General features: G+C 31.3%; 21 protein-coding genes. 13 read left to right on the top strand and 8 right to left on the bottom strand.

Annotated elements, in window-relative coordinates; translation table 11 throughout:
• Positions 1–3: 3 nt before the first annotated feature.
• Positions 4–951: a glycosyltransferase family 2 protein gene (locus tag MUN68_RS11235; protein ID WP_249996195.1), complete on the bottom strand. Its 948-nt coding sequence runs from the start codon at positions 949–951 to the stop codon at positions 4–6.
• A 54-nt stretch (positions 952–1,005) separates the two neighbouring features.
• A complete protein-coding gene (locus tag MUN68_RS11230) occupies positions 1,006–1,524 on the bottom strand; it encodes a DUF4199 domain-containing protein (RefSeq protein ID WP_249996196.1) in 519 nt (172 codons plus the stop codon).
• 160 nt (positions 1,525–1,684) lie between these two features.
• Here MUN68_RS11230 and MUN68_RS11225 point away from each other — a divergent pair, with 160 nt between their 5' ends.
• The 3 genes from MUN68_RS11225 to MUN68_RS11215 all read left to right on the top strand — a co-directional run bounded on the left by MUN68_RS11225 (position 1,685) and on the right by MUN68_RS11215 (position 4,140).
• Complete coding sequence (locus tag MUN68_RS11225) at positions 1,685–1,936, top strand: type B 50S ribosomal protein L31 (RefSeq protein ID WP_249996197.1); 252 nt, start codon at positions 1,685–1,687, stop codon at positions 1,934–1,936.
• Between the two features lie 105 nt (positions 1,937–2,041).
• Positions 2,042–3,223 (top strand): GlmU family protein, encoded by a 1,182-nt coding sequence (locus MUN68_RS11220; protein WP_249996198.1) that lies wholly within the window; start codon positions 2,042–2,044, stop codon positions 3,221–3,223.
• Positions 3,224–3,234: 11 nt separating this feature from the next.
• Positions 3,235–4,140, top strand: a complete 906-nt coding sequence (locus tag MUN68_RS11215; RefSeq protein WP_249996199.1) for a TolB family protein — start codon at positions 3,235–3,237, stop codon at positions 4,138–4,140.
• Positions 4,141–4,258: 118 nt separating this feature from the next.
• Here MUN68_RS11215 and MUN68_RS11210 read toward each other — a convergent pair whose 3' ends face one another.
• Positions 4,259–5,896: an ABC transporter substrate-binding protein gene (locus tag MUN68_RS11210; protein WP_249996200.1), complete on the bottom strand. Its 1,638-nt coding sequence runs from the start codon at positions 5,894–5,896 to the stop codon at positions 4,259–4,261.
• Between the two features lie 82 nt (positions 5,897–5,978).
• On the opposite strand from MUN68_RS11210, the gene mtaB reads away from it, so the two are divergent.
• Positions 5,979–7,304, top strand: a complete 1,326-nt coding sequence (gene mtaB, locus MUN68_RS11205) for a tRNA (N(6)-L-threonylcarbamoyladenosine(37)-C(2))-methylthiotransferase MtaB (protein WP_249996202.1) — start codon at positions 5,979–5,981, stop codon at positions 7,302–7,304.
• Between the two features lie 42 nt (positions 7,305–7,346).
• Here mtaB and MUN68_RS11200 read toward each other — a convergent pair whose 3' ends face one another.
• Positions 7,347–7,643, bottom strand: a complete 297-nt coding sequence (locus tag MUN68_RS11200; protein WP_249996203.1) for a GNAT family N-acetyltransferase — start codon at positions 7,641–7,643, stop codon at positions 7,347–7,349.
• 118 nt (positions 7,644–7,761) lie between these two features.
• On the opposite strand from MUN68_RS11200, the gene MUN68_RS11195 reads away from it, so the two are divergent.
• Genes MUN68_RS11195 through cls form a run of 3 tightly spaced genes read left to right on the top strand, consistent with a single transcriptional unit; the run spans position 7,762 to position 10,879 of the window.
• On the top strand, positions 7,762–8,430 hold the full coding sequence (locus MUN68_RS11195) for an alpha/beta hydrolase (protein ID WP_249996204.1): 669 nt from the start codon (positions 7,762–7,764) through the stop codon (positions 8,428–8,430).
• A 40-nt stretch (positions 8,431–8,470) separates the two neighbouring features.
• Positions 8,471–9,424 carry a lytic transglycosylase domain-containing protein gene (locus MUN68_RS11190; protein WP_249996205.1) on the top strand — a complete coding sequence of 318 codons (954 nt, stop codon included), beginning with the start codon at positions 8,471–8,473 and terminating at the stop codon, positions 9,422–9,424.
• Positions 9,425–10,879 (top strand): cardiolipin synthase, encoded by a 1,455-nt coding sequence (cls, locus tag MUN68_RS11185; RefSeq protein ID WP_249996206.1) that lies wholly within the window; start codon positions 9,425–9,427, stop codon positions 10,877–10,879.
• Positions 10,880–10,886: 7 nt separating this feature from the next.
• Here the strand turns inward: cls and MUN68_RS11180 are convergent, their stop codons facing one another.
• A complete protein-coding gene (locus MUN68_RS11180; protein ID WP_249996207.1) occupies positions 10,887–11,465 on the bottom strand; it encodes a DUF2892 domain-containing protein in 579 nt (192 codons plus the stop codon).
• A 170-nt stretch (positions 11,466–11,635) separates the two neighbouring features.
• On the opposite strand from MUN68_RS11180, the gene rpmH reads away from it, so the two are divergent.
• The 3 genes from rpmH to MUN68_RS11165 all read left to right on the top strand — a co-directional run bounded on the left by rpmH (position 11,636) and on the right by MUN68_RS11165 (position 15,685).
• Positions 11,636–11,797 carry a 50S ribosomal protein L34 gene (rpmH, locus tag MUN68_RS11175; protein WP_033961596.1) on the top strand — a complete coding sequence of 54 codons (162 nt, stop codon included), beginning with the start codon at positions 11,636–11,638 and terminating at the stop codon, positions 11,795–11,797.
• Positions 11,798–11,896: 99 nt separating this feature from the next.
• Complete coding sequence (carB, locus tag MUN68_RS11170) at positions 11,897–14,749, top strand: carbamoyl-phosphate synthase large subunit (protein ID WP_249996208.1); 2,853 nt, start codon at positions 11,897–11,899, stop codon at positions 14,747–14,749.
• 72 nt (positions 14,750–14,821) lie between these two features.
• A complete protein-coding gene (locus tag MUN68_RS11165; protein ID WP_249996210.1) occupies positions 14,822–15,685 on the top strand; it encodes a T9SS type A sorting domain-containing protein in 864 nt (287 codons plus the stop codon).
• A gap of 95 nt (positions 15,686–15,780) precedes the next feature.
• Here MUN68_RS11165 and MUN68_RS11160 read toward each other — a convergent pair whose 3' ends face one another.
• Entirely contained in the window at positions 15,781–16,542 is a 762-nt protein-coding gene (locus tag MUN68_RS11160) for a T9SS type A sorting domain-containing protein (RefSeq protein ID WP_249996211.1), read from the bottom strand.
• A 130-nt stretch (positions 16,543–16,672) separates the two neighbouring features.
• Positions 16,673–17,749 carry a hypothetical protein gene (locus MUN68_RS11155; RefSeq protein ID WP_249996212.1) on the bottom strand — a complete coding sequence of 359 codons (1,077 nt, stop codon included), beginning with the start codon at positions 17,747–17,749 and terminating at the stop codon, positions 16,673–16,675.
• Positions 17,750–17,864: 115 nt separating this feature from the next.
• Here MUN68_RS11155 and MUN68_RS11150 point away from each other — a divergent pair, with 115 nt between their 5' ends.
• From MUN68_RS11150 to MUN68_RS11140, 3 genes are read left to right on the top strand one after another with little or no spacing between them, the layout of a single operon-like run.
• A complete protein-coding gene (locus tag MUN68_RS11150; protein ID WP_249996213.1) occupies positions 17,865–18,389 on the top strand; it encodes an RNA polymerase sigma factor in 525 nt (174 codons plus the stop codon).
• A 47-nt stretch (positions 18,390–18,436) separates the two neighbouring features.
• On the top strand, positions 18,437–19,348 hold the full coding sequence (locus MUN68_RS11145) for a FecR family protein (RefSeq protein ID WP_249996214.1): 912 nt from the start codon (positions 18,437–18,439) through the stop codon (positions 19,346–19,348).
• Positions 19,332–21,620, top strand: coding sequence for a TonB-dependent receptor plug domain-containing protein (locus MUN68_RS11140; RefSeq protein WP_249996215.1), 2,289 nt, complete (start codon positions 19,332–19,334; stop codon positions 21,618–21,620). The genes MUN68_RS11145 and MUN68_RS11140 overlap by 17 nt, the downstream gene beginning before the upstream one ends.
• On the opposite strand, the gene MUN68_RS11135 is transcribed toward MUN68_RS11140, so the two are convergent.
• Positions 21,617–22,168, bottom strand: coding sequence for an acyl-CoA thioesterase (locus tag MUN68_RS11135; RefSeq protein ID WP_249996216.1), 552 nt, complete (start codon positions 22,166–22,168; stop codon positions 21,617–21,619). The genes MUN68_RS11140 and MUN68_RS11135 overlap by 4 nt on opposite strands.

Raw genomic sequence — 22,168 nt, 5'->3', positions numbered from 1 at the left:
GTTTTATAGGTTTAATTCTTGCTTTATTAGGTAACGTTGTTTGTTCTCTTTGGTTCTTAAAATTATTTCTCCTAAAAATCCAGCAACAAAAAACTGTGTACCAATAATCATCGTTGATAGAGCAATATAAAATTGAGGTCGTTGTGTAATTAATCTCCCAGTTGGATTTAGGAATAATTTGTCGACACCTAAATATAAAGAAAAGGCAAAACCAATACCAAACATTAAAAAACCTAAAGCGCCGAAGAGGTGCATAGGCCTTTTCCCAAATCGAGAAATAAACCAAATGGTTAGTAAGTCTAAAAAGCCATTTATAAAACGATCCATTCCAAATTTAGTTTCACCATATTTTCTGGCTTGATGTTGCACAATTTTTTCACCAATTTTTGTGAAACCAGCATTTTTTGCTAGGACTGGAATATAGCGATGCATTTCACCACTAACTTCAATGTTTTTAACCACTTTATTATCGTAAGCTTTTAAACCACAATTAAAGTCGTTTAATTTAACACCAGAAGTTTTTCTAGCAGCCCAATTAAATAGTTTTGAAGGTAAATTTTTTGATATTATAGAATCGTACCTTTTTTTCTTCCATCCTGAAATTAAGTCATATTTATCAACAACTATCATGTTGTAGAGTTCAGGGATTTCATCCGGATTGTCTTGTAAATCTGCATCCATGGTAATAACAACATCACCTTGAGTCTTTGCAAAACCTGCATGTAAGGCTTGAGATTTTCCAAAGTTTTTAAGAAAACGAATCCCTTTAACGTTCTCGTCTTTTTGAGAGAGTTGCATAATCGTTAACCACGAATCGTCTGTGCTGCCATCATCAATAAAGATGATTTCATACGAAAAACGATTGGACTGCATGACATTTGCAATCCAATCGTAAAGTTCTTTTAAAGAGTCTTGTTCGTTAAGTAGTGGTATGACTACTGATATATTCATTAAGTAGTTTTAAATATTTAATATTCAAAAGTACTGAATTTTTTTAAGCTCTAGTTATGAGTTGCTTTTCATTACTAATCCGCCAATTAATGACCAAATTAAACCAAAAAGAGCACTCATTGCTATCCAAAATGCAGATCCAATAAGTGGATTAAACATCATTTCCATCATTTTCACGGTTTGATCAATCTGTGCTTGTGGCATATCTGGGTTATCAACAATCATTTTATCAATGGTTACTTCCATGAGTTGTGACATGAATTCAGGATCTATCACATAATTGAAAAGAAGTCCGTAAAGAATATAAACGATTGCACTTATGATTCCAATTACTACACCTAATTTAATTGCGTTTCCAAGTGTTAATACATTTGCATTGTAATTTTTATACTTGCTTATTGCATACATGATTACTATTGGGAAAATAATGTAATAAACGACTTGTGGCCATTGCGCACCTTCCATAGCTTGCCCAGTGACATAACTTATAACATTTAATACAATCATTATAACACCTAGGATGATGCCATAATTCATTGCAAATTTTCCAGTTGTAATCTTTTCTGTTTCCATAATTTAGTTGATTATTTAGTTAATACGTTTGGTTAGTATATTATTGATTAAATTTGTTACAATTCTTTTGTAAATAAAAAAAGAAATAATTTATTGGTAATTTACAAAAATTACTTAAATTTGCACCTCCAAAATAGTAAGGATTTTAAAGAATAAAGAGATGAAAAAAGGAATACATCCAGAAAATTATAGACTTGTAGCATTTAAAGATATGTCAAACGATGACGTGTTTTTAACAAAGTCAACAGCAGATACTAGTGAAACTTTAGAAGTTGATGGTGTTGAATATCCAGTAGTGAAATTGGAAATTTCAAGAACATCTCATCCATATTACACTGGTAAATCTAAATTAGTAGATACAGCTGGTCGTATTGATAAGTTCAAAAACAAATACGCTAAATTTAAGAAATAAGCGATATTTAATTATATACTCAAAGCCTTCAGGATTTATCTCGAAGGCTTTTTTGTTACCTACAATTGCTTTACATTTGATTTAACTATAATTTTTATCACAGTCATGAACTACATTCTTTTTGATGGTCCTTCACGTAATAATTTATTACCATTTACATTCACAAAACCAGTAGCAGAAATAAGAGTTGGTATTTTAACCATTAGAGAAAAATGGGAAAAACAGTTAGGCTTTACCACAACCACAATCACAGAAGACTACCTTTCTGAGAAATTTCCAATGGTTGAAATGGATTCTAATGTCATGATTAACGCGTCGTATTTGCCAAATAATGAATTAGTCGCCTTGGTAAAAAATCTAAGAGCGAATCAAGCCATTTTTAAAGGTGAAGATGTAATTGCGTTCTTTTCTAAAGATACTCAAGATGAGGTCAATTTTGATACTTATGAAGCTATAGAATATAATTCAGATCTCATTAAGATTGAACACACTTGGGATATTTTTTCAAAAAATGGTGAAGCAATAAATGAAGATTTTGAATTATTAACTCAGAATCGTAAATCTCAACCCATTCCAGATTCAAATAATTGTATCAATGCTCAAAATATCTTCATTGAAGAAGGTGCAAAAATTGAGTTTGCAACTTTAAATGCTAGTTCTGGTCCAATTTATATTGGAAAAGATGCCGAAATTATGGAAGGAAGTTTAGTTAGAGGACCTTTCGCTCTTTGTGAACATGCAACGCTAAAATTAGCTGCTAAAATTTATGGGCCAACGACTATTGGACCACATAGTAAAGTTGGAGGAGAAGTGAATAATTCTGTTCTTTTTGGCTACTCTAATAAAGGTCATGATGGTTTTTTGGGAAATTCTGTTATAGGTGAATGGTGTAATCTTGGTGCAGATACTAATAATTCTAATTTAAAAAATAATTATGCTGAAGTGCGTCTTTGGAATTATGAGACTCAAGGATTTGCTAAAACTGGATTGCAGTTTTGTGGATTAATGATGGGAGATCATAGCAAATGTGGAATCAATACCATGTTTAATACTGGTACAGTTGTTGGTGTAAGTGCTAATATATTTGGAAGCGGTTTTCCTAGAAATTTTGTGCCTAGTTTTAGTTGGGGCGGAAATTCTGGGTTTACGACTTATCTCACTAAAAAAGCGTTTGAAGTTGCAGAAGTAGTTATGAAACGAAGAGATATAGAGTTTTCAGATGTTGATAAAGCAATACTTGAGTATATTTTTGAAGAGACCAAACAATGGCGAAAAAAAGACGAATAAATAGAACTAAAATGAAAACCTTCCTACTTATATTAACCTTAGCAGTTACAGCTTCTGTTAGTTCTCAAAATGAAACCTATACTTTAAAAAACATTTCGCTTAATGACGAACTAAGCCAATATGGTGTGGTGCATGTTAAAGATGGAATTGTATATTATTCAAGATATAAAGTGAATAGTTTTGGTTCAGTTGAAAGAAATGATGATAGCCAACAGATTTTTACAGTTTATCATGGTGAAATGACTGACGATGGAAACATTATTAATACTAAAGAATTTGTATCATCAGATCGATTTGTATTTAATAGTTCTACGGCAGGATTCAGTAAAGATGGACAATATATGTACGTAACCACAAATGAGAAAAAGCGTGGTGATGTGTATAAATATGATGATAAAACAAGAAACTTAAGACTTGAAAGAGGTGAGTTTGTTGAAGGTAAAGGCTATATGAATTTTAAGCCATTGCATTTTTGTGATCAACGTTATTCTTATGGTCATCCATCGGTTAGTCCTGATGGACAATTTTTGTATTTTACATCAAATATTCCAAGTGCAAAAGGGCCTACTGATATCTTTAGAGTGAAAATTCTTGGAAACAATAAATATGGCAAACCCGAAAACCTAGGTGCAAAATTGAATTCGCCTAGAAAAGAAATGTTTCCGTATTTAAGTTCAGATAATACACTTTACTTTTCTTCTGATCGTGCAAAAGGAATTGGTGGATTGGATTTATACAAAGCTGAAATTGGTCCAGATGGAAAATTTGGTGTGCCAGAATTAATGCCAGCTCCAATAAATAGCAAAGCAGATGATATGTGTTTTGAACTTTTACCTGATGGTAAATCTGGATATTTTACATCTAATCGTGAAGGAGGAAAAGGTGAAGACGATATCTATTACTTTATAAAAGAATAACAAATTATTTTTGATTCGTTAATTCGAGTGAATTTTACGATTTAAATTGAGTGAAATTTGTATCGAGAATAAGCATTATAATTCAATACCAATCCAGTAAACGGTTTGTAGCAAACCTTTAGTTCGTTTTTCTAACACGCTTTAAATCTAAAAGATTTATTGGATTGATGCCTAATCCTGAAACTTGCTTTCTAGTAAATCTTACTACTTCATCATAAAATAAAGGAACTACAGGAGTTTTAACCATAACCAAACTATCCATTTTAGTATATAATATTTCACGTGATTTGGTGTCTGTTATTGTAAATGCTTTTTCATACCATTGGTCAAATAATTCACTTTTAAAGTGCGTGTAATTCGGGCCATTTGGTGCAAAATTCTTACTGTAATACAATGATAAATAGTTTTCGGCATCTGGATAATCAGCAACCCAACTTGCTCTAAATAGATCTAATTTTCCATTAGCTTTTGCGTCTTTTAATGTTGCAGGAGGAATAACATCTATATTTACTATAATCCCTATTTTTTGTAATTCTCTTTGAATATATTCACAAAAACTTAAATAATTACTGGTAGTTGTTATGGTTATTTCTGGATTAGTAATTCCAGTTTCAGTTTTAAATTGCTGTACTAATTGTTTTGCTTTTTCAGGCTGAAAACTAAAACCAATTGTTTCATCATATCCAGGAAGTCCTTTAGGAATAAAGCCTCCATTTGCTGGAATACCAATGCCGTTTCGTAAATACGTCATCATTTTTTGACGATCAAATCCATAGTTAATAGCTTTCCGAAGCATATCAGATTGCAATTCTGGCAATTCAGTTTCCATATAAAAAGCCAGATATTCTGTATTGAGATATGGACCACGAATCATGTTGACCTCAGTTTCATATGAAGGTCTTAATTGTCCACTTGCAGTCAATATCTCATCCTTGTATGAGGCGTCTAAACCAGATACGAAATCGATATTACCTTGCGCAAATTGTAAAAATTCACTTTGCTTATCTGGCAAAAATGTAATGGCTACAGCTTCTAAATATGGTAATTGTTGTCCATTGCTATCTGTTTCAAAATACGTTTCATTCTTTCTAAATACCAGTTTTAAATTTTCTTCCCAACGCTTAAATTTAAATGGACCTGTTCCTATTGGATGAGACCTGAAATCCGTTTTATTATGTTCTACAATTTCCTTAGGCACTACAGAGCAATACTTCATGGTTAATAGTCCAAGAAATGCTGGAAATGCTTGTTTTAATTGAATTTGGAATAGTGTGTCATTAATAGCTGTAAATTTTTCGACTTTATTAAGAGTCCAACTTCCTGGAGATGCTATTTTTTTATCTAACAAGCGGTTGAAACTATATTCAAAATCAACTGCTGTTACTATTTTGGTTGAATCGTTTCCAAATAATTGATGTTTATGAAACTGTACATCATTCCGAAGTGAAAACGAATAGGTGAGTGCATCTTCAGAAATTGTCCAATCTTTAGCAATACAAGGTTGTACATTCAGATTTTCATCCATTTGAACCAAACCATTAAATAATTGATTAATAGCCCAAATATCTGCATTATCTTTTGCAAATGCTGGATCTAATGATCCTATATTTTTATGTTCATTATATTTAAAAACAAGGTGGTTTTTATCAGAATTCGATTCATTTCCGCATGAAAAGAGCAAAAAAAGAGCAAATACACTCAATATTGCCATTGAAAATGAATATTTGCTATACAGAGGTTTTAGGATATTGCTCATTAATTGTAAATTTGCTCTCTCTAAATTTAAGAACGAGTAAATATAAATAGATTTCTGTGCTCACGGAAATACTAATCGAGTTATGAATAAAAAAGTCGCATTTTATACGTTAGGTTGTAAACTAAACTTCTCTGAAACGTCTACAATTGCTAGAAACTTTTCTTCGGAAGGTTTTGAGCGTGTAGATTTTAAGGAGGAAGCAGATATCTATGTGATTAACACATGTTCTGTGACCGAAAATGCTGACAAGCGTTTTAAATCTATAGTAAAACAAGCTCAAAAAGTAAATCCAGAAGCTTTCGTTGCTGCAATAGGTTGTTATGCGCAATTAAAACCTCAAGAATTGGCAGATGTTGATGGTGTAGATTTGGTATTAGGCGCAACCGAAAAATTTAATATCACAAGCTATCTTAATGATTTGACCAAAAATGACATGGGAGAAGTTCACAGTTGTGAAATTCAAGATGCCGATTTTTATGTTGGGAGTTATTCTTTTGGTGATCGCACTAGAGCATTTTTAAAAGTTCAAGATGGATGCGATTATAAATGTACCTATTGTACAATTCCATTAGCAAGAGGGATTTCTAGAAGTGATACTTTAGAGAATGTACTTCAGAATGCAAAAGAAATTTCTGAAAAAAACATTAAAGAAATTGTACTAACTGGTGTTAATATCGGAGACTATGGAAAAGGCGAATTTGGAAATAAAAAACATGAGCACACCTTCTATGAACTTGTTAAGGCTTTAGACAAAGTTCAAGGTATTGAGCGTTTGCGTATATCTTCAATAGAACCTAATTTACTGAAAAACGAAACGATAGAATTCGTGTCTCAAAGTAATTCATTTGTACCACATTTTCATATTCCTTTGCAGAGTGGAAGTAATGAACTGCTTAAACTAATGCGTCGTCGTTATATGACAGAATTGTACATCGATCGTGTTAATAAAATTAAAGAAACAATGCCTCATGCTTGTATAGGAGTAGATGTTATTGTTGGTTTTCCTGGTGAAACAGATGATTTGTTTTTAGAAACGTATAATTTTTTGAATGAATTGGACCTTTCTTATTTGCATGTGTTTACGTATTCAGAAAGAGATAATACTGTAGCTGCATCTTTAGAAGGTGTTGTGCCTAAAAATGTTCGTGCAAAGCGTAGTAAAATGTTACGTGGTCTTTCAGCTAAAAAACGCAGAGCATTTTATGAACAACAATTAGGAAGCACCAGAACAGTGCTTTTTGAAGGCGAAAATAAAGAAGGTTATATTCATGGGTTTACAGAAAACTACGTGAAAGTAAAAGCGCCTTGGAATCCAGAATTAGTGAATACTTTACAGACTGTTGATTTAACTAAAATTGATGAAGATGGATTGGTGAGATTTAATTTTGTACAAGAAGAAATAGTATAAAAAAACCAAAGCATCATGCTTCGGTTTTTTATGTCTAAGATATTATATTCTTATGCCAACTGGTAGCATCTTTTTATACTTTCGGTGTCGTCTAATAAATTTAGCAATTTCAGGACTCGTTGGAACTACGCTAATATTGCGTTCTGCAATATTTTCAAAGACTAGAGTCAAAAATTCTTCTTCAAAATCTTCTGATTTAATTCCATCAGGAATAATAAGTTTTGTTAAGAATATTTTACGATCTTGGAGAGCGTATTCAATTTTGGCAAGTTCACCTTCAACCTTAAGTTCAAATTGACGTAAAAAGTCGTTGTCAATCAGTTCTGCTGCATCAATCATAATAATTTGTATTTAATTCAATGGTTGGTAAGGTAGAAACTATAAGTTTATATAGTTTTGTGATACAAATTTACAAAAAAATTAACAGAAACTAAAAATAACTGATTTTTAAATACTTATGTCTCAAGAGATCATACATGTTTACTTCATGCCAGGAATGGCTGCTAACCCAACAATTTTTGAACACATAAAGTTATCTGAAGATCAATTTCAAATGCATTGGCTAGAATGGATGATTCCAAATAAAAAGGAGTCTCTCGAGTCTTATGCTAAGCGTATGATAGCTAAAATAGAACATGATAACATCGTATTGTTAGGTGTGTCTTTTGGAGGAATTCTAGTTCAAGAAATGAGTAAGCATATGAAACTTAGGAAACTTTTCGTAGTGTCTAGTGTAAAGTCTAAACATGAATTGCCAAAACGGATGAAACTCATGAAAATAACTAAGGCTTATAAAATATTACCCACACAATTGGTCAGTAATATTGATTTCTTAGCAAAATATGCATTTGGAGAAACCGTTACTAAACGAGTAGAATTATATAAAAAGTACCTTTCAGTGAGTGATAAACACTATTTAGATTGGGCAATTGAAAATGTAATTGAGTGGAATCAAGACCAACCTAATGCTGCTGCGATTTATATTCATGGAGAAAAGGATTCTATATTTCCACATTCTTGTATTGGTAATTGTTTGGTCGTAAAAGGAGGAACGCATATCATGATCATCAATAAGTTTAAGTGGTTTAACGAAAATTTACCAAAACTTATCTTAAATCAGGCTTGATAGCCAGTGTAATATTTTATACATTTATAAAAAAAGTAATATGAAGACGATTAAAAATATATTAACGACAATTGGTTTAATTGCTGTGTCTGGATTATTCATTTTTGCGATGCAGAAATCTCCTTCTGATAATCAAGTTTCAGAAAAACACAATTCAATTAATGAAACTGAATCTGCTAATAGTTATAATGTTTATGCATTATCTGTTCCTGGAGCTCTAGATTTTGCTGGTGAAGCTGTTCCATTAAATAATCCTGATATTTTAGAGCGAATGGATAGAGAATTACTAGTAAATACCTATTGGCAATCTAATGGATTATTGATGTTTAAACGTGCAGCTAAATATTTTCCTATAATTGAGCCTATTTTAAAAAAGAATGGTGTGCCAGATGATTTTAAATATTTGGCTGTTATTGAAAGTGGACTTACAAATGCTGTGTCACCAGCAGGAGCAAGAGGCGTTTGGCAAATTATGCCAACTACAGGAAGAGAAAATGGTTTAGAAATAAATAAAAATGTTGATGAGCGTTACCACTTAGAAATGTCTACTGAAGTCGCTTGTAAATATTTGCTTAAAGCAAAAGAACAATTGGGTTCATGGACTCTAGCTGCAGCTGCATATAATGCTGGTAATGCAGGAGTTTCAAGACGCTTAAAAGAACAAGGAGTAACAGATTACTACGATTTATTACTAGGCGAAGAAACTGGTCGATATTTGTTTAGAATTGTTGCTCTTAAAGAAATACTAAACCATCCTAACCAATATGGTTTTAACTTTAGTAATGATGATTTATATACTTCTGTGCCAACATATAAAGTTGAAGTAGATACTATAGTTAAAGATTTTTCTGAGTTTGCTAAAGGATTTGGTATCAATTATAAAATATTAAAACTTCACAATCCTTGGTTGAGAGAACCACATTTAAATAATAAATCGAGAAAAAAATATAGCATAGATATTCCTAAAGATGGATTCTATTCTGTAAAACCATAAATGATAGCTTTTATTAAGGATAATGTCTGGTCGATATTGCTGGTTTTTAATTATTTACTTGCTGTGTCAGCTGTAATAACCATTCTTCTTAAAAATATAAATCCTTCTAAGACTATTGCTTATATTCTAGTTTTAATCTTTTTTCCGTTTTTTGGGTTAGTTGTTTATTATCTTTTCGGACAAGAATATAGAAAAACTAAACTGTTCAATAGAAAAGATATTGCTAATAGTAATATCATTAAATCTGTTGGTAAAAACCTTCGTTTTGAAGAGAAAAAATTTGAAGATGTTACGATTGGTTTAGATGATAAAATTAAACTTATAAAATTGCTTAGAGCTAGTGAAAAATCACCGCTAACTTTAAATAATGACGTAGAAATTTTAAAAAATGGTGAGGTTAAATTTAAACGACTACTCGAAGATTTAAGACAAGCAAAAAATCACATACATCTTGAATATTACATCATTAAAGATGATCTTATTGGTACAGAATTATTAGATATTGTTTGCGAAAAATCAAAACAAGGTATTGAAGTGAAGCTGTCTTATGACGATGTTGGCAGTAAATTGTCTTCTAAAATGAAGCAAAAACTTCATGAAAGTGGAGTAGAGTATGTTCCATTTATGCCTGTCTTATTCTCTAGCTTAACAGGAAAGTCTAACTATCGAAATCATAGAAAAATAGCAATTATTGATGGTGAAATAGGGTATGTTGGAGGTGTTAATGTATCTGATAACTATGTAAATAATGGAAGTAATACAATCTACTGGAGAGATACGCATTTAAGAATTTATGGTGAAGCTGTAAAAGTACTGCAATTTCATTTTTTAACGACTTGGGATTTTGTTACAGAACATGCTATAGAAATTAAAAAAAGTTATTTTCCTAAAATTAATTTTGATGGCAATGTAGCAATACAAATTGCAGCTAGTGGTCCTGATACAGATTGGGCTAACATAATGGAAGCCATATTAACAGCTATAAATAATGCTGAAGACTATATTTATTTAACAACACCATATTTCATTCCTAATGACCAAATAATAACTGCGTTGCAGATTGCTTCAAAGATAGGTGTTGATGTGAAATTACTCATTCCAAAAGATTCAGATTCTTGGATAGCCAAGCATGCAACTAATTCTAATTTAGAAAAACTCTTAGAAGCAGGTGTTAAAGTACACCGCTATAACAAAGGTTTTATTCATGCAAAAACATTAGTGGTAGACGATGTGTTTTCAACTATTGGTACGTGTAATCTTGATAACAGAAGTTTTAATATTAACTTCGAAATCAATGCCTTAATTTATAATAAGCATCAAAGCGAATTATTAAAATCTCATTTTTTAGACGATTTAAAAAATAGCGAATGTATTAATTTTGATACTTGGAAAAATCGTTCAAAACTATCTAAGCTTAAAGAATCTTATGCTAGGCTATGGTCGCCTTTACTGTAAAGATAATTTAACGTCTACTTCGTCTATTTTGGCGTGAAGATGTAGGTTGCCCATACTGTTGTTTGGGTATAGACGTCTTTTTCATTTGCTGTTTAAACATTTTAATCTGATCAGCAAGCATGTCTCTTTTGTCTAGTTTTTCAGCTTCAACTAATAATTTCTTAGCTTCTTGAGGACGACGTTTACTAAATGCAATTCCAGCTAAATTTAATTTTGCCATAGCAAGATCATGATCCATAGATAAGCCAAGACCAATAGCTTTTTTGAAATGTTTTTCAGCTGCATTCATATCAGATTGAGCTACCATTACACCATGTAAATAATAAAAATAACCTTCTTGCTTCTTTACTAATGCACTTGAAGGATTTTTAATTTTATTCAACCATTTTGTAGCACCTGGAAAATCTTGTTTTCTCAATTTTAAAAAAGCAAGTAGTATGAATTCATTTTTAAAGTAGAGAAAAATAAAAATAAGTGATAATAAAAAATACATAATACCATTACCTATAAAGCCTTCAATAAACTGATATATAGCGTAGGCAACTATTAAAAAAGCGATTACTAATTTTATGTTTTTGTTGAACATTTTTAGAATTTAAAATTTAGGCTGCAAAGTTAATAAAAACAATTGTAAATATTTTTAATTTTAGGCTTGGCAAAATAAAAACTCTTTGTATATTTGCACGCAGTTTTAAGAACAGCTTAAGACAACAAAGTTAGAGATAAAAGAATATTAGTTTATAAAAATACAAGACAATGCCAAAAAGAACGTTTCAACCGTCAAAAAGAAAGAGAAGAAATAAACACGGTTTTAGAGAGAGAATGGCTTCTGTAAATGGAAGAAAAGTTTTAGCACGTAGAAGAGCTAAAGGAAGAAAGAAATTGTCTGTATCATCTGAAACTAGACATAAGAAATAATGATTAACAATTGTTAATATTTTAAAGGTGTTACTTAGGTGTAACACCTTTTTTTGTACCCATATGTTACCTATTTTTGCAACCATAAAAATTACTTAAATGCCAAAGAACGAAAAATTAAAATCTATCCTCATCATTGGCTCAGGTCCTATAGTTATTGGCCAAGCTTGTGAATTTGATTATTCTGGAACACAAGCTTTACGATCACTTCGTGAAGATGGAATTGAAACAATACTTATCAATTCTAATCCAGCAACAATTATGACAGATCCTACAATGGCAGATCATGTGTACTTGTTGCCATTAACTACAAAATCAATAATTAAGATTTTAAAAGAGCATCCACAAATAGATGCAGTTTTACCTACAATGGGAGGACAAACCGCTTTGAATCTTTGTATAGAAGCAGATGAAAAAGGAATTTGGAAAGATTTTAATATAGATCTTATTGGTGTCGATATTGATGCCATTAATATTACTGAAGATCGAGAACAGTTTAGAGAATTAATGCTTAAAATAGGTGTTGGCATGGCACCTCAAGCAACAGCAAATTCTTATTTAAAAGGAAAGGAGATTGCACAAGAGTTTGGGTTTCCATTGGTAATTAGAGCCAGTTATACATTAGGTGGAGCAGGAGCATCATTTGTTTATAAAGAAGAAGAGTTTGATGAATTATTAACGCGTGGTTTGGAAGTGTCTCCAATTCATGAAGTCATGATCGATAAAGCTCTTATTGGTTGGAAAGAATATGAATTAGAGTTATTGAGAGATAAAAATGATAACGTTGTTATTATTTGCACGATTGAAAATATGGATCCAATGGGAATTCATACTGGAGATTCGATTACTGTGGCTCCAGCAATGACACTTTCTGATAAAACCTTTCAAAAAATGCGTGATATGGCAATCCATATGATGCGAAGTATAGGTGATTTTTCAGGTGGATGTAATGTTCAATTTGCTGTAAGTCCTGATGAAAAGGAAGAAATTATTGCTATTGAAATCAATCCTCGTGTGTCTCGTTCGTCAGCTTTAGCTAGTAAAGCTACAGGATATCCAATTGCAAAAGTAGCAGCGAAATTAGCTATAGGTTATACTTTAGATGAATTAAGTAACCAAATTACAGGATCAACTTCAGCTTTATTTGAACCAACATTAGATTATGTAGTTGTTAAAATTCCACGTTGGAATTTCGATAAATTCGAAGGTTCAGACAGACGATTAGGCCTTCAAATGAAAGCTGTTGGTGAGGTTATGGCTATTGGTCGTTCGTTCCAAGAAGCACTTCATAAAGCAACACAATCTCTTGAAATTAAACGCAACGGATTAGGTGCAGATGGAAAAGGTTATAAAGATTATCAACAGATTATTGATAAATTAACCTATGCAAGTTGGGATCGCGTGTTTGCTATTTATGACGCCATTCAAATGGGAATTCCTTTAAGTAGAATCCACGAAATCACCAAGATTGATATGTGGTACTTAAAGCAATATGAAGAATTGCATGAACTTGAGAAAGAAATTTCGAAATTTACAATAGATACTATTGATCGGGAATTGCTTTTAGAGGCAAAACAAAAAGGTTATGGTGACCGACAAATTGCTCACATGTTGAAATGTTTGGAGAGTCAGGTTTATAACAAACGTGATGAATTCAATATTAATCGTGTTTATAAATTAGTTGATACCTGTGCTGCGGAATTTAAAGCGGAAACGCCATATTACTATTCTACGTTTGAAAATGAAGTTGAAACAGCTGATGGAAAAAAGTTTTCAGCAAATGAAAGTATTGTTTCAGATAAGAAAAAAATCATTGTTTTAGGTTCTGGTCCAAATAGAATCGGACAAGGGATTGAGTTTGATTACTGCTGTGTTCATGGTGTTTTAGCTGCTTCAGAATGTGGTTATGAAACCATTATGATTAACTGTAATCCAGAAACAGTTTCAACAGATTTTGATATTTCTGATAAACTCTATTTCGAACCTGTGTTCTGGGAACATATCTATGATATTATTCGTCATGAAAAACCTGAAGGTGTTATCGTGCAACTAGGTGGTCAAACTGCTTTAAAATTAGCTGAAAAACTAGACCGTTACGGAATAAAAATATTAGGTACAACCTATCAATCTTTAGATTTAGCTGAAGACAGAGGTTTGTTTTCTAACCTTTTAAAAGAAAATAATATTCCTTATCCACAATTTGATATTGCTACAACAGCAGATGAAGCTTCAGCAATTGCAGATGTTTTAGATTTTCCAATTTTAGTAAGACCATCTTATGTTCTAGGAGGTCAAGGAATGAAGATTGTGATTAACAAACAAGAACTTGAAGAGCATGTTGTCGATTTATTACGAAGAATGCCAGGAAATCAATTGCTTTTAGATCATTACCTCGATGGAGCTATTGAAGCTGAAGCCGATGCGATTTGTGATGGAGAAAATGTATACATTATTGGTATAATGGAACATATTGAGCCTTGCGGAATTCATTCTGGCGATAGTAATGCAACCTTACCACCATTTAACTTAGGTGAATTTGTAATGCAACAAATTAAAGATCATACTAAAAAAATTGCATTAGCTTTGAATACTGTTGGATTAATCAATATTCAGTTTGCGATTAAAGACGATATGGTATATATTATTGAAGCAAATCCTAGAGCATCGAGAACTGTGCCATTTATAGCAAAAGCCTATGGTGAACCTTATGTAAACTATGCAACCAAAGTGATGCTTGGTGAGAAAAAAGTAACCGATTTTAATTTCAATCCTCAATTAGAAGGTTATGCGATTAAACAACCTGTGTTTTCATTCAATAAATTTCCTAATGTAAATAAACAATTAGGTCCAGAAATGAAGAGTACAGGAGAAAGCATCTTGTTTATAGATAGCTTAAAAGACGACGAATTTTATAATTTATACTCAAGACGTAAGATGTATTTGAGTAAATAATCTAACATTTTCGATGAACGGTTATCTTAGTTATCTAAAAATTACTAATTTAGCTCGCAATAAAGCTAAGCTATGAAAACAAAACTACTTATATTTTCTTTATTGTTAATGTCTTCCGTAACTTTTGCCCAAGTTGTTGCAAATCAAGTTGATAATTTTGAGGATGGAACAAGTCAAAACTGGGAAATTGGTGGTGCAGCAGCACCTGAAGATATGCCAACCAATGTTGCAACTGATGGACCAAATGGTATTGATGATAATTACCTAACGTATACTTCACTTGGTGGAGGTGGACCAGTTAGTAAAATGGTTATTTTTAATGCAGGACCTTCTTCTCAATGGTCTTCTAACTTTACTTCTGAAAATATCGTCGGTATTAAAATGAATGTTAGAGTACTCACTAATAATTTAAATTTAAGAGTAGCTTTTCAAGGAAATGGAACTAGAATTTGTACAACTAATGCTGTAACAGTAACTGCAGGAAGTGGTTGGTCTGAAATTGTTATTCCAATTTCAGCATCTGATTTTACTTTAATTTCTGGTGGATCTACTATAGAAACGGCCTTAACTAATGTAAGTGCTATGAGAATTTTAAGTAGCGATTCTCCAACATGGTCTTCTCCTCATACGATTGCAGCGACTTTACACTTAGATAATATTACAGCTTCTACAACTTTAAGTACACGTGATATTGAAACTTCTAATGAGTTTTCAATTTCACCGAATCCAGCTACATCAAAATTAAATGTGTTTTTACCTCAACACTCAAATAATGCAACAATTGCTGTTTATGATGTTTTAGGTAAACGTGTTTTTACAACTCAAATAGATGCTTTAACGGCATCAATTGATGTTTCAAAATGGAATAGTGGTGTGTATCTAGTAAGAATTTCTACAGATAATTCTACACAAACAAAGCGTTTTGTAAGACAATAGAATTATTTAATATAATATACAAAAACCATCAGTAATTACTGATGGTTTTTTTGTTTTAATAGTTGAACGGATTCGTATTATTCTATATGTTAAAATCAGTTTTTGATAAAGCGTTTTGTTTCAGTTTTATCTCCCGAAACTATTTTGATGATATATAATCCATGTTCTAAACTCGTAATATCAATTTTTAGAGTATTATTTGTTTTAGAACTTCCTTTTATAACTTGTTTTCCCAATATATCAAATACTTGAAAGGTTAGATTAACCTCATTATTATGTAATTCAATATTTAATACTGAACTTACAGGATTAGGATAAAGATTGAAGTCTAACGTCCTGTTAAAATCATTTAGGCCTAATACTGTGTCCCAAAACTGAAAACCATTTTGAGCTCCACTTCCAGTATATTGATAAGGTGGAGCTTCGCTCACAAAAGTTCCAGCGGTCCAAATACCTTTATTAACAGCAACATTTTCACGACCAATTCCGCCTCCACCATATTGCATGAAATCTTCCATCGCTGCAGCAGAACCAAAGCTTGAAGAATTATAGAAACCAACATCAGAAGACGTAGTGTTTAAAGCAGAATCTAAAGTTAAAACAACATCAGCGCCTATGGCTAAATTTGTACTTCCACTTACAACTGCTAAACCTCCAACTTGATCATAAGCAAACCTTGCACAAAACCAATATGATGAAATGTCTTGAGGATTCATGGCACTACCAAAATTATGAAGTTTTACTGTATTTGCTACAGGATCTACTTCAACAATTCTAATTTGAGAAAAGGTTTGTTGAAACATAAAGGCAAAAATGCCAATGCATAACATTGTTTTAATTGAGTAATGTTTTTTCATAACGTTAAATTTATTTAATTAATAATTCATTTTTGGTATGGGTTTAAACTGCTCAAATTTTTTAGATTAAAGCAGCTTAATTGATCAATTTTTAATGACTAATCCAATTTTTCTTTTTCATTTTGGTTAGCTAATTACAATTATTTCTATATCGTAATCTGTCATCTGTATTAAGTATGAAATCAACCTTTGTTAACCCAGTATTGTTGTTTATTTCCTGTAATTCCCAATTATTATTACACAAGGGCAATGTAGGAATATCTATTGTTAGTATAATGTCATTTGCTGTTCCAGTTATTGACCAAGAACCATATGCAGTTGTCGAATTCCAATACACAGAAACAGTTCCATTTGTAAAAAAATTGAAATCATAGCCATCATAAATGGTATTGTAATCCACGTTATTTTTTTTTAATTTATCGACATACCAATCTTGACAACCCGTTAAAAAATCTGCAACTAATTCTTGAGTACACTGGTCACAATCATCATCATCATGATCAAAATCGTCATCTTCGTCGCAATCGTTTTGATGATTTTCAATGCTAGTTTGCAATTCTGTCATAGAATAAATCTCAAATTGAGAATTATCAGTGAGTTCAACAGAAATTGGAAAATCTATAGAAACAATATCTTCAGTTGAAATAGTTTTAATAAAATGATATAGTTCTTTATCGTTTGTAAATACTTCTGTAGATAATTGTTCATTATTTGTGTTAAATATTGAAACTGAAAACGGATAGACAAAATCGATGCATTCAATATCTTCATCAGCAATATTTTCACCATTACAGATATCAGCAGTGTTATAAAGATCATCTATATTATTCATTATAGCCTCTGAATAATCGGTATATACTATTGTGATTGGAAATGAAATGTTTAATACATTTATATCATCATACTCTTCATCAAAAATGTATTCCACTTTGTTATAGTCAGTTTCAGAATTAATAACTATTTCGGTCGAATTTGCAGTAACAGTAATTGGTAATTTTATATTAATGCAATTAGCAAGATCTAATATGTTATCATTTGAACCATCATTTGTAACAGTACGAAGCATTAAATCAGCAATTAAAGAGTTCGGTTCTAAAGTGTCTTCTGGAGGTGTTTCAATAAATTCTGATTCTTCTTTTCTACAAGACGTGAGTACTAGTGCAAAAGTAAATAGTAAAATTGAAACGAATTTAAATGCTGTTTTCATGGTATTTCATTTGTCTGAAATGTAATGCTTTTATTATATAACAACTTCAGTCTAAAAAGTCCCGAAAACGAATAATAAAATATTTATATACCTTTAAAAAATTAAAACAACAACCTTGCCCAAAGACATAAAAGAGAATATATGTGAAGCTAAAGTTTTTGAATATGTATATAATACATACTCAAATGACGTTCATAATTTTTTATATTATAAATATGGAGCACAGTTTAATCCAAAAGATAAAACACAAGATGCATTTATTAAATTATGGAACAATTGTAAGACTGTAACTTTAACTAAGGCTAAATCTTTTTTGTTTACAGTGGCGAATAATATGGTGCTTAATGATATAAAGCATCAAAAAGTTGTGCTCAATCACCAAAAAATAAAGCCTAAATCCCATACTAATGAAACGCCAGAATTTATTTTAGAGGAAGAACAATTTCTTCAACGTTATAAAAAAGTACTCGCAAGTTTAAATGAAGAACAGCGTGTTGCCTTTTTGCTAAATAAAGTGGAAGGTAAGAAACATAGTGAAATTGCAGAATATTTAGGCGTCACTCAAAAAGTTGTCGAATATAGAATTTACAGTGCTTTTAATATTCTGAAAAAAGAACTTGAAGGTTTTAAAATAAAATAATAAGGAGAAGTAGAGTTGAAGTTGTTATATAAGTAGTAAATCGATTTATGGATAAAGAAGATCTTTTAAAAAAATGGTTAAATGATGAGTTAACTCCTGCCGAAAAACGAGTATTCGAGCAAGATGGTGATTTTACTTTTCATCAAACTATTGTTGATTCTGCTAAACAATTTAAAGCGTCTAACTTTTCTAAACCAGAAACTTTTAAAGATTTAGAATCGGTATATCAAGTAAAAAAATCTAAGACGATATTATTAGATTGGTTTAAACCATTATTAAAAATAGCAAGCGTAGTTGTCATTACTTTAGGGATCTATTTTGCTTTTTTCAATACCAATATAATTGTAGAGAAAACCTTAGTTGGTCAACACACTACTATTGAACTTCCAGATCACTCTAAAGTTACTTTAAATGCAGATTCAGAAATTGAATACAGTCAAGTAAACTGGAGTGACAATAGACGTTTAAATCTCGATGGTGAAGCTTATTTTAAAGTCGCTAAAGGTAGAATCTTCGATGTCGTTACTAAGCAAGGTGTTGTAACAGTTGTTGGAACAGAATTTAACGTAAATCAACGTGACGATTACTTTGAAGTGCAATGTTATGAAGGAGTCGTTAAAGTAACTTCTGGTGATGTTTCTAAAACCTTATTGGCTGGAGATACGTATAGGCTTTTAAACAAAGAGTTTAGTCAGGATAAAGTGTCAGAGTTATCTCCACAATGGACACAGAATATAAGCACATTTAAAGCCATACCTTTTAAAGATGTTATTGCTGAATTACAACGACAATATGATGTTAAAATTAGTGTCGAGCATTTAGATTCAGAACGGTTATTCACTGGTGGTTTTATGCATGAAAATATTGAAAACGCTATCATTTCTATAACGCAACCAATGGGATTAAGCTATAAAACTAATGCCTCAAATGACATTATAATTTATGGAGATAAAAAATAAACTATATGTTTTATGTTTTATTCTTTTTCTTTTCTCTTTTGGAATTAATGCTCAAGAGACTTCATCTAAACTGCTATTAATAGAGGTGTTTGTAACACTTCAAAAACAGTATAACATTCAATTTAATTTTGCTGAAGATTCACTTGAAGGCATTACAATTGTTCCTCCAACTAAAGAATTGTCATTAGAAGATGTGCTATTGTATTTAGAAAGGAATACGTTGTTTTCATTTAAAAATTTAGATGGGACTTTCATTTTGGTTCGTTCTAAAAGTAAAACTTTTGAGCTGCAACATTTATCTGAAGTCATTTTATCCAAATACATTATTAAAGGCATAAATAAACTAAAGAATGGTTCTTACGAGATAGATTTTACACAGTTTGATATCCTTCCAGGTTTAATTGATACTGATGTTTTACAAGCTGTACAAGCTTTTCCAGGAATTCAAAGTATTAACGAAACCGTTTCAGATATTAATATTAGAGCTGGTACTCACGACCAAAACCTCATACTTTGGGATGGAATTAAAATGTATCAATCTGGACATTTCTTCGGATTGATTTCAATGTTTAACCCTCAAATTACACATCAAGTAAATGTTGTTAAAAACGGAACTGACGTTTCATTAACTGATGGTGTGTCTGGAACTATTTCTATGGAAACAAGTTCAAATATCAATACTGAATTTAAAGGGAGTTTAGGTGTGAATTTTATTGATGCTAACGGTTTTACTGATGTACCTTTAAGTGAAAAATCATCACTCCAAGTCGCTGCTCGAAAATCGATTAGTGATTTTTTTGAAACGCCAACATATACGAATTTTTTTAATCGCATTTCACAAGACACAGAAGTTGAAATGAATGCTAATGACATTATTAATTCTAATCAAGAATTTGATTTTTATGATACGTCATTACGTTGGATTTATGACATTTCTGATAAAGATCAACTTCGTGTTAATTTTCTGAACACTTATAATGAACTTCGATTTAATGAAAACTCAATTATCAATCAATTAGAAACATCTCGTCAAAGTAGCTTGAGTCAACATAGTATTGCTGGAGCCATTCAATACAACCGCATTTGGAATGATAAATGGCAATCTGGATTTGAGGTTTATGAAACCGATTATAAGCTTAAAGCAATTAATGCTAATATTATAGATCAGCAACGTTTTCAACAGGAAAACATCGTATCTGAAACAAGCATAAAGTTTAGAGCTAATTACAAGGTAAATGAAAATATTCAGCTATTAAATGGTTATCATTTTGTGGAAACTAAAATCACTAATCTTGACGACGTTGATAATCCACGTTTTAAATCCTTAGTGTCTGAAGTCTTAACGACTCATGGTTTGTTTACTCAATTAAAATATAAAACTTTAGACAATAATACAAACTTGAATTTTGGATTGAGATACAACTATCTTGGCAAATTTAGTAAGCATATTCTTGAGCCTAGATTTGCATTAACACATCAATTTTTGGATGATTTTTCGTTAGATGTTTTGGGAGAATTTAAACATCAAAATACGTCTCAAGTAATTAATTTTCAAAATGATTTCTTGGGTATCGAAAAAAGAAGATGGCAATTATCTAATGATACAGATATTCCTGTCATTAGGAGCAAACAAATTTCTGTTGGTTTAAGTTATAATAAGAAAGGATGGCTAGTAAATTTAGAAGGCTATTATAAATATGTTAATGGAATTACAACACAAAGTCAAGGATTTCAAAATCAATATGAATTTGTGAAGCGAATAGGTAATTACGACGCTAAAGGGTTAGATTTTATATTGCGTAAGGAAATTCAAAAGTTAAATACGTGGTTAAGTTATTCGTTCATGAAAAGTAATTATGAGTTTTCATCGTTATCAGAACAAATGTTTCCAAGTAATTTTGATGTCAAACATACAGTGACTTTTGGTGCAGTATATGCGCTTGAACGCTTAAAACTTTCTGCAGGATTTAATTGGCACTTAGGAAAACCAACAACGCAGCCCATTTCTGGAAAAGAAATTGTCAATGATGACATTAATTACGAAATCACCAATTCTAGTAATTTAGAAGATTATTTAAGGGTTGATATTTCTATGCTTTATGATTTTAAACTCGGAAAAACGAAAGCAGATTTAGGAGTTTCTATTTGGAATGTATTTGACAAAACAAATGAGATTAATAAATTTTATCGCGTAAACAATGGAATGGTTAATGTAACTTTGCAAAACTCATTAGGTTTTACTCCAAATGCTGTTTTACGCATTCACTTTTAATAGTTATCTGGAAGCTCAATCTTAACTCGGTATGATTTTAATTCTTCTAAATAATCTGTGTGACTAAAGTCTTCACTATTAAATTCAGATTGTCTAGATTCTTTAGTTTCTTTTCGCTTTAAAGCTTTTAAGAAACGTTTTATTTCTGTTTTATCGTTGATAATTAAGCCAGGAACTTCAACAGAATTTCCAAGGTCATTTTTTGCTACCATTGTGAAATAAGAGGAATTACAATGTTTCATTTTTCCTGTTCTAATATTTTCAGATTCTACACGAATTCCGACAACTATAGATGTATGTCCAACACAATTTACAGAGGCTTTCATGGTGACTAAATCTCCAATTTCAATCGGATTTAGAAAATCTACAGTATCTACAGAAGCAGTGACGCAATACGTCTCTGAATGTTTCGAAGCACAAGCAAATGCAATCTGATCCATCAAGTTTAAAATGTAACCACCATGAATTTTACCACTAAAATTGGAATGTGAAGGCTGCATTAATTGCGACATGCTGATTCTTGAAGAATCTATAGTTTTATAATTCAT

The organism is Psychroserpens ponticola (assembly GCF_023556315.2).
Lineage (GTDB): Bacteria > Bacteroidota > Bacteroidia > Flavobacteriales > Flavobacteriaceae > Psychroserpens > Psychroserpens ponticola.
The sequence above is the reverse complement of the archived record's forward strand: the minus strand, read 5'-3'. Positions and strand labels throughout refer to the sequence as shown.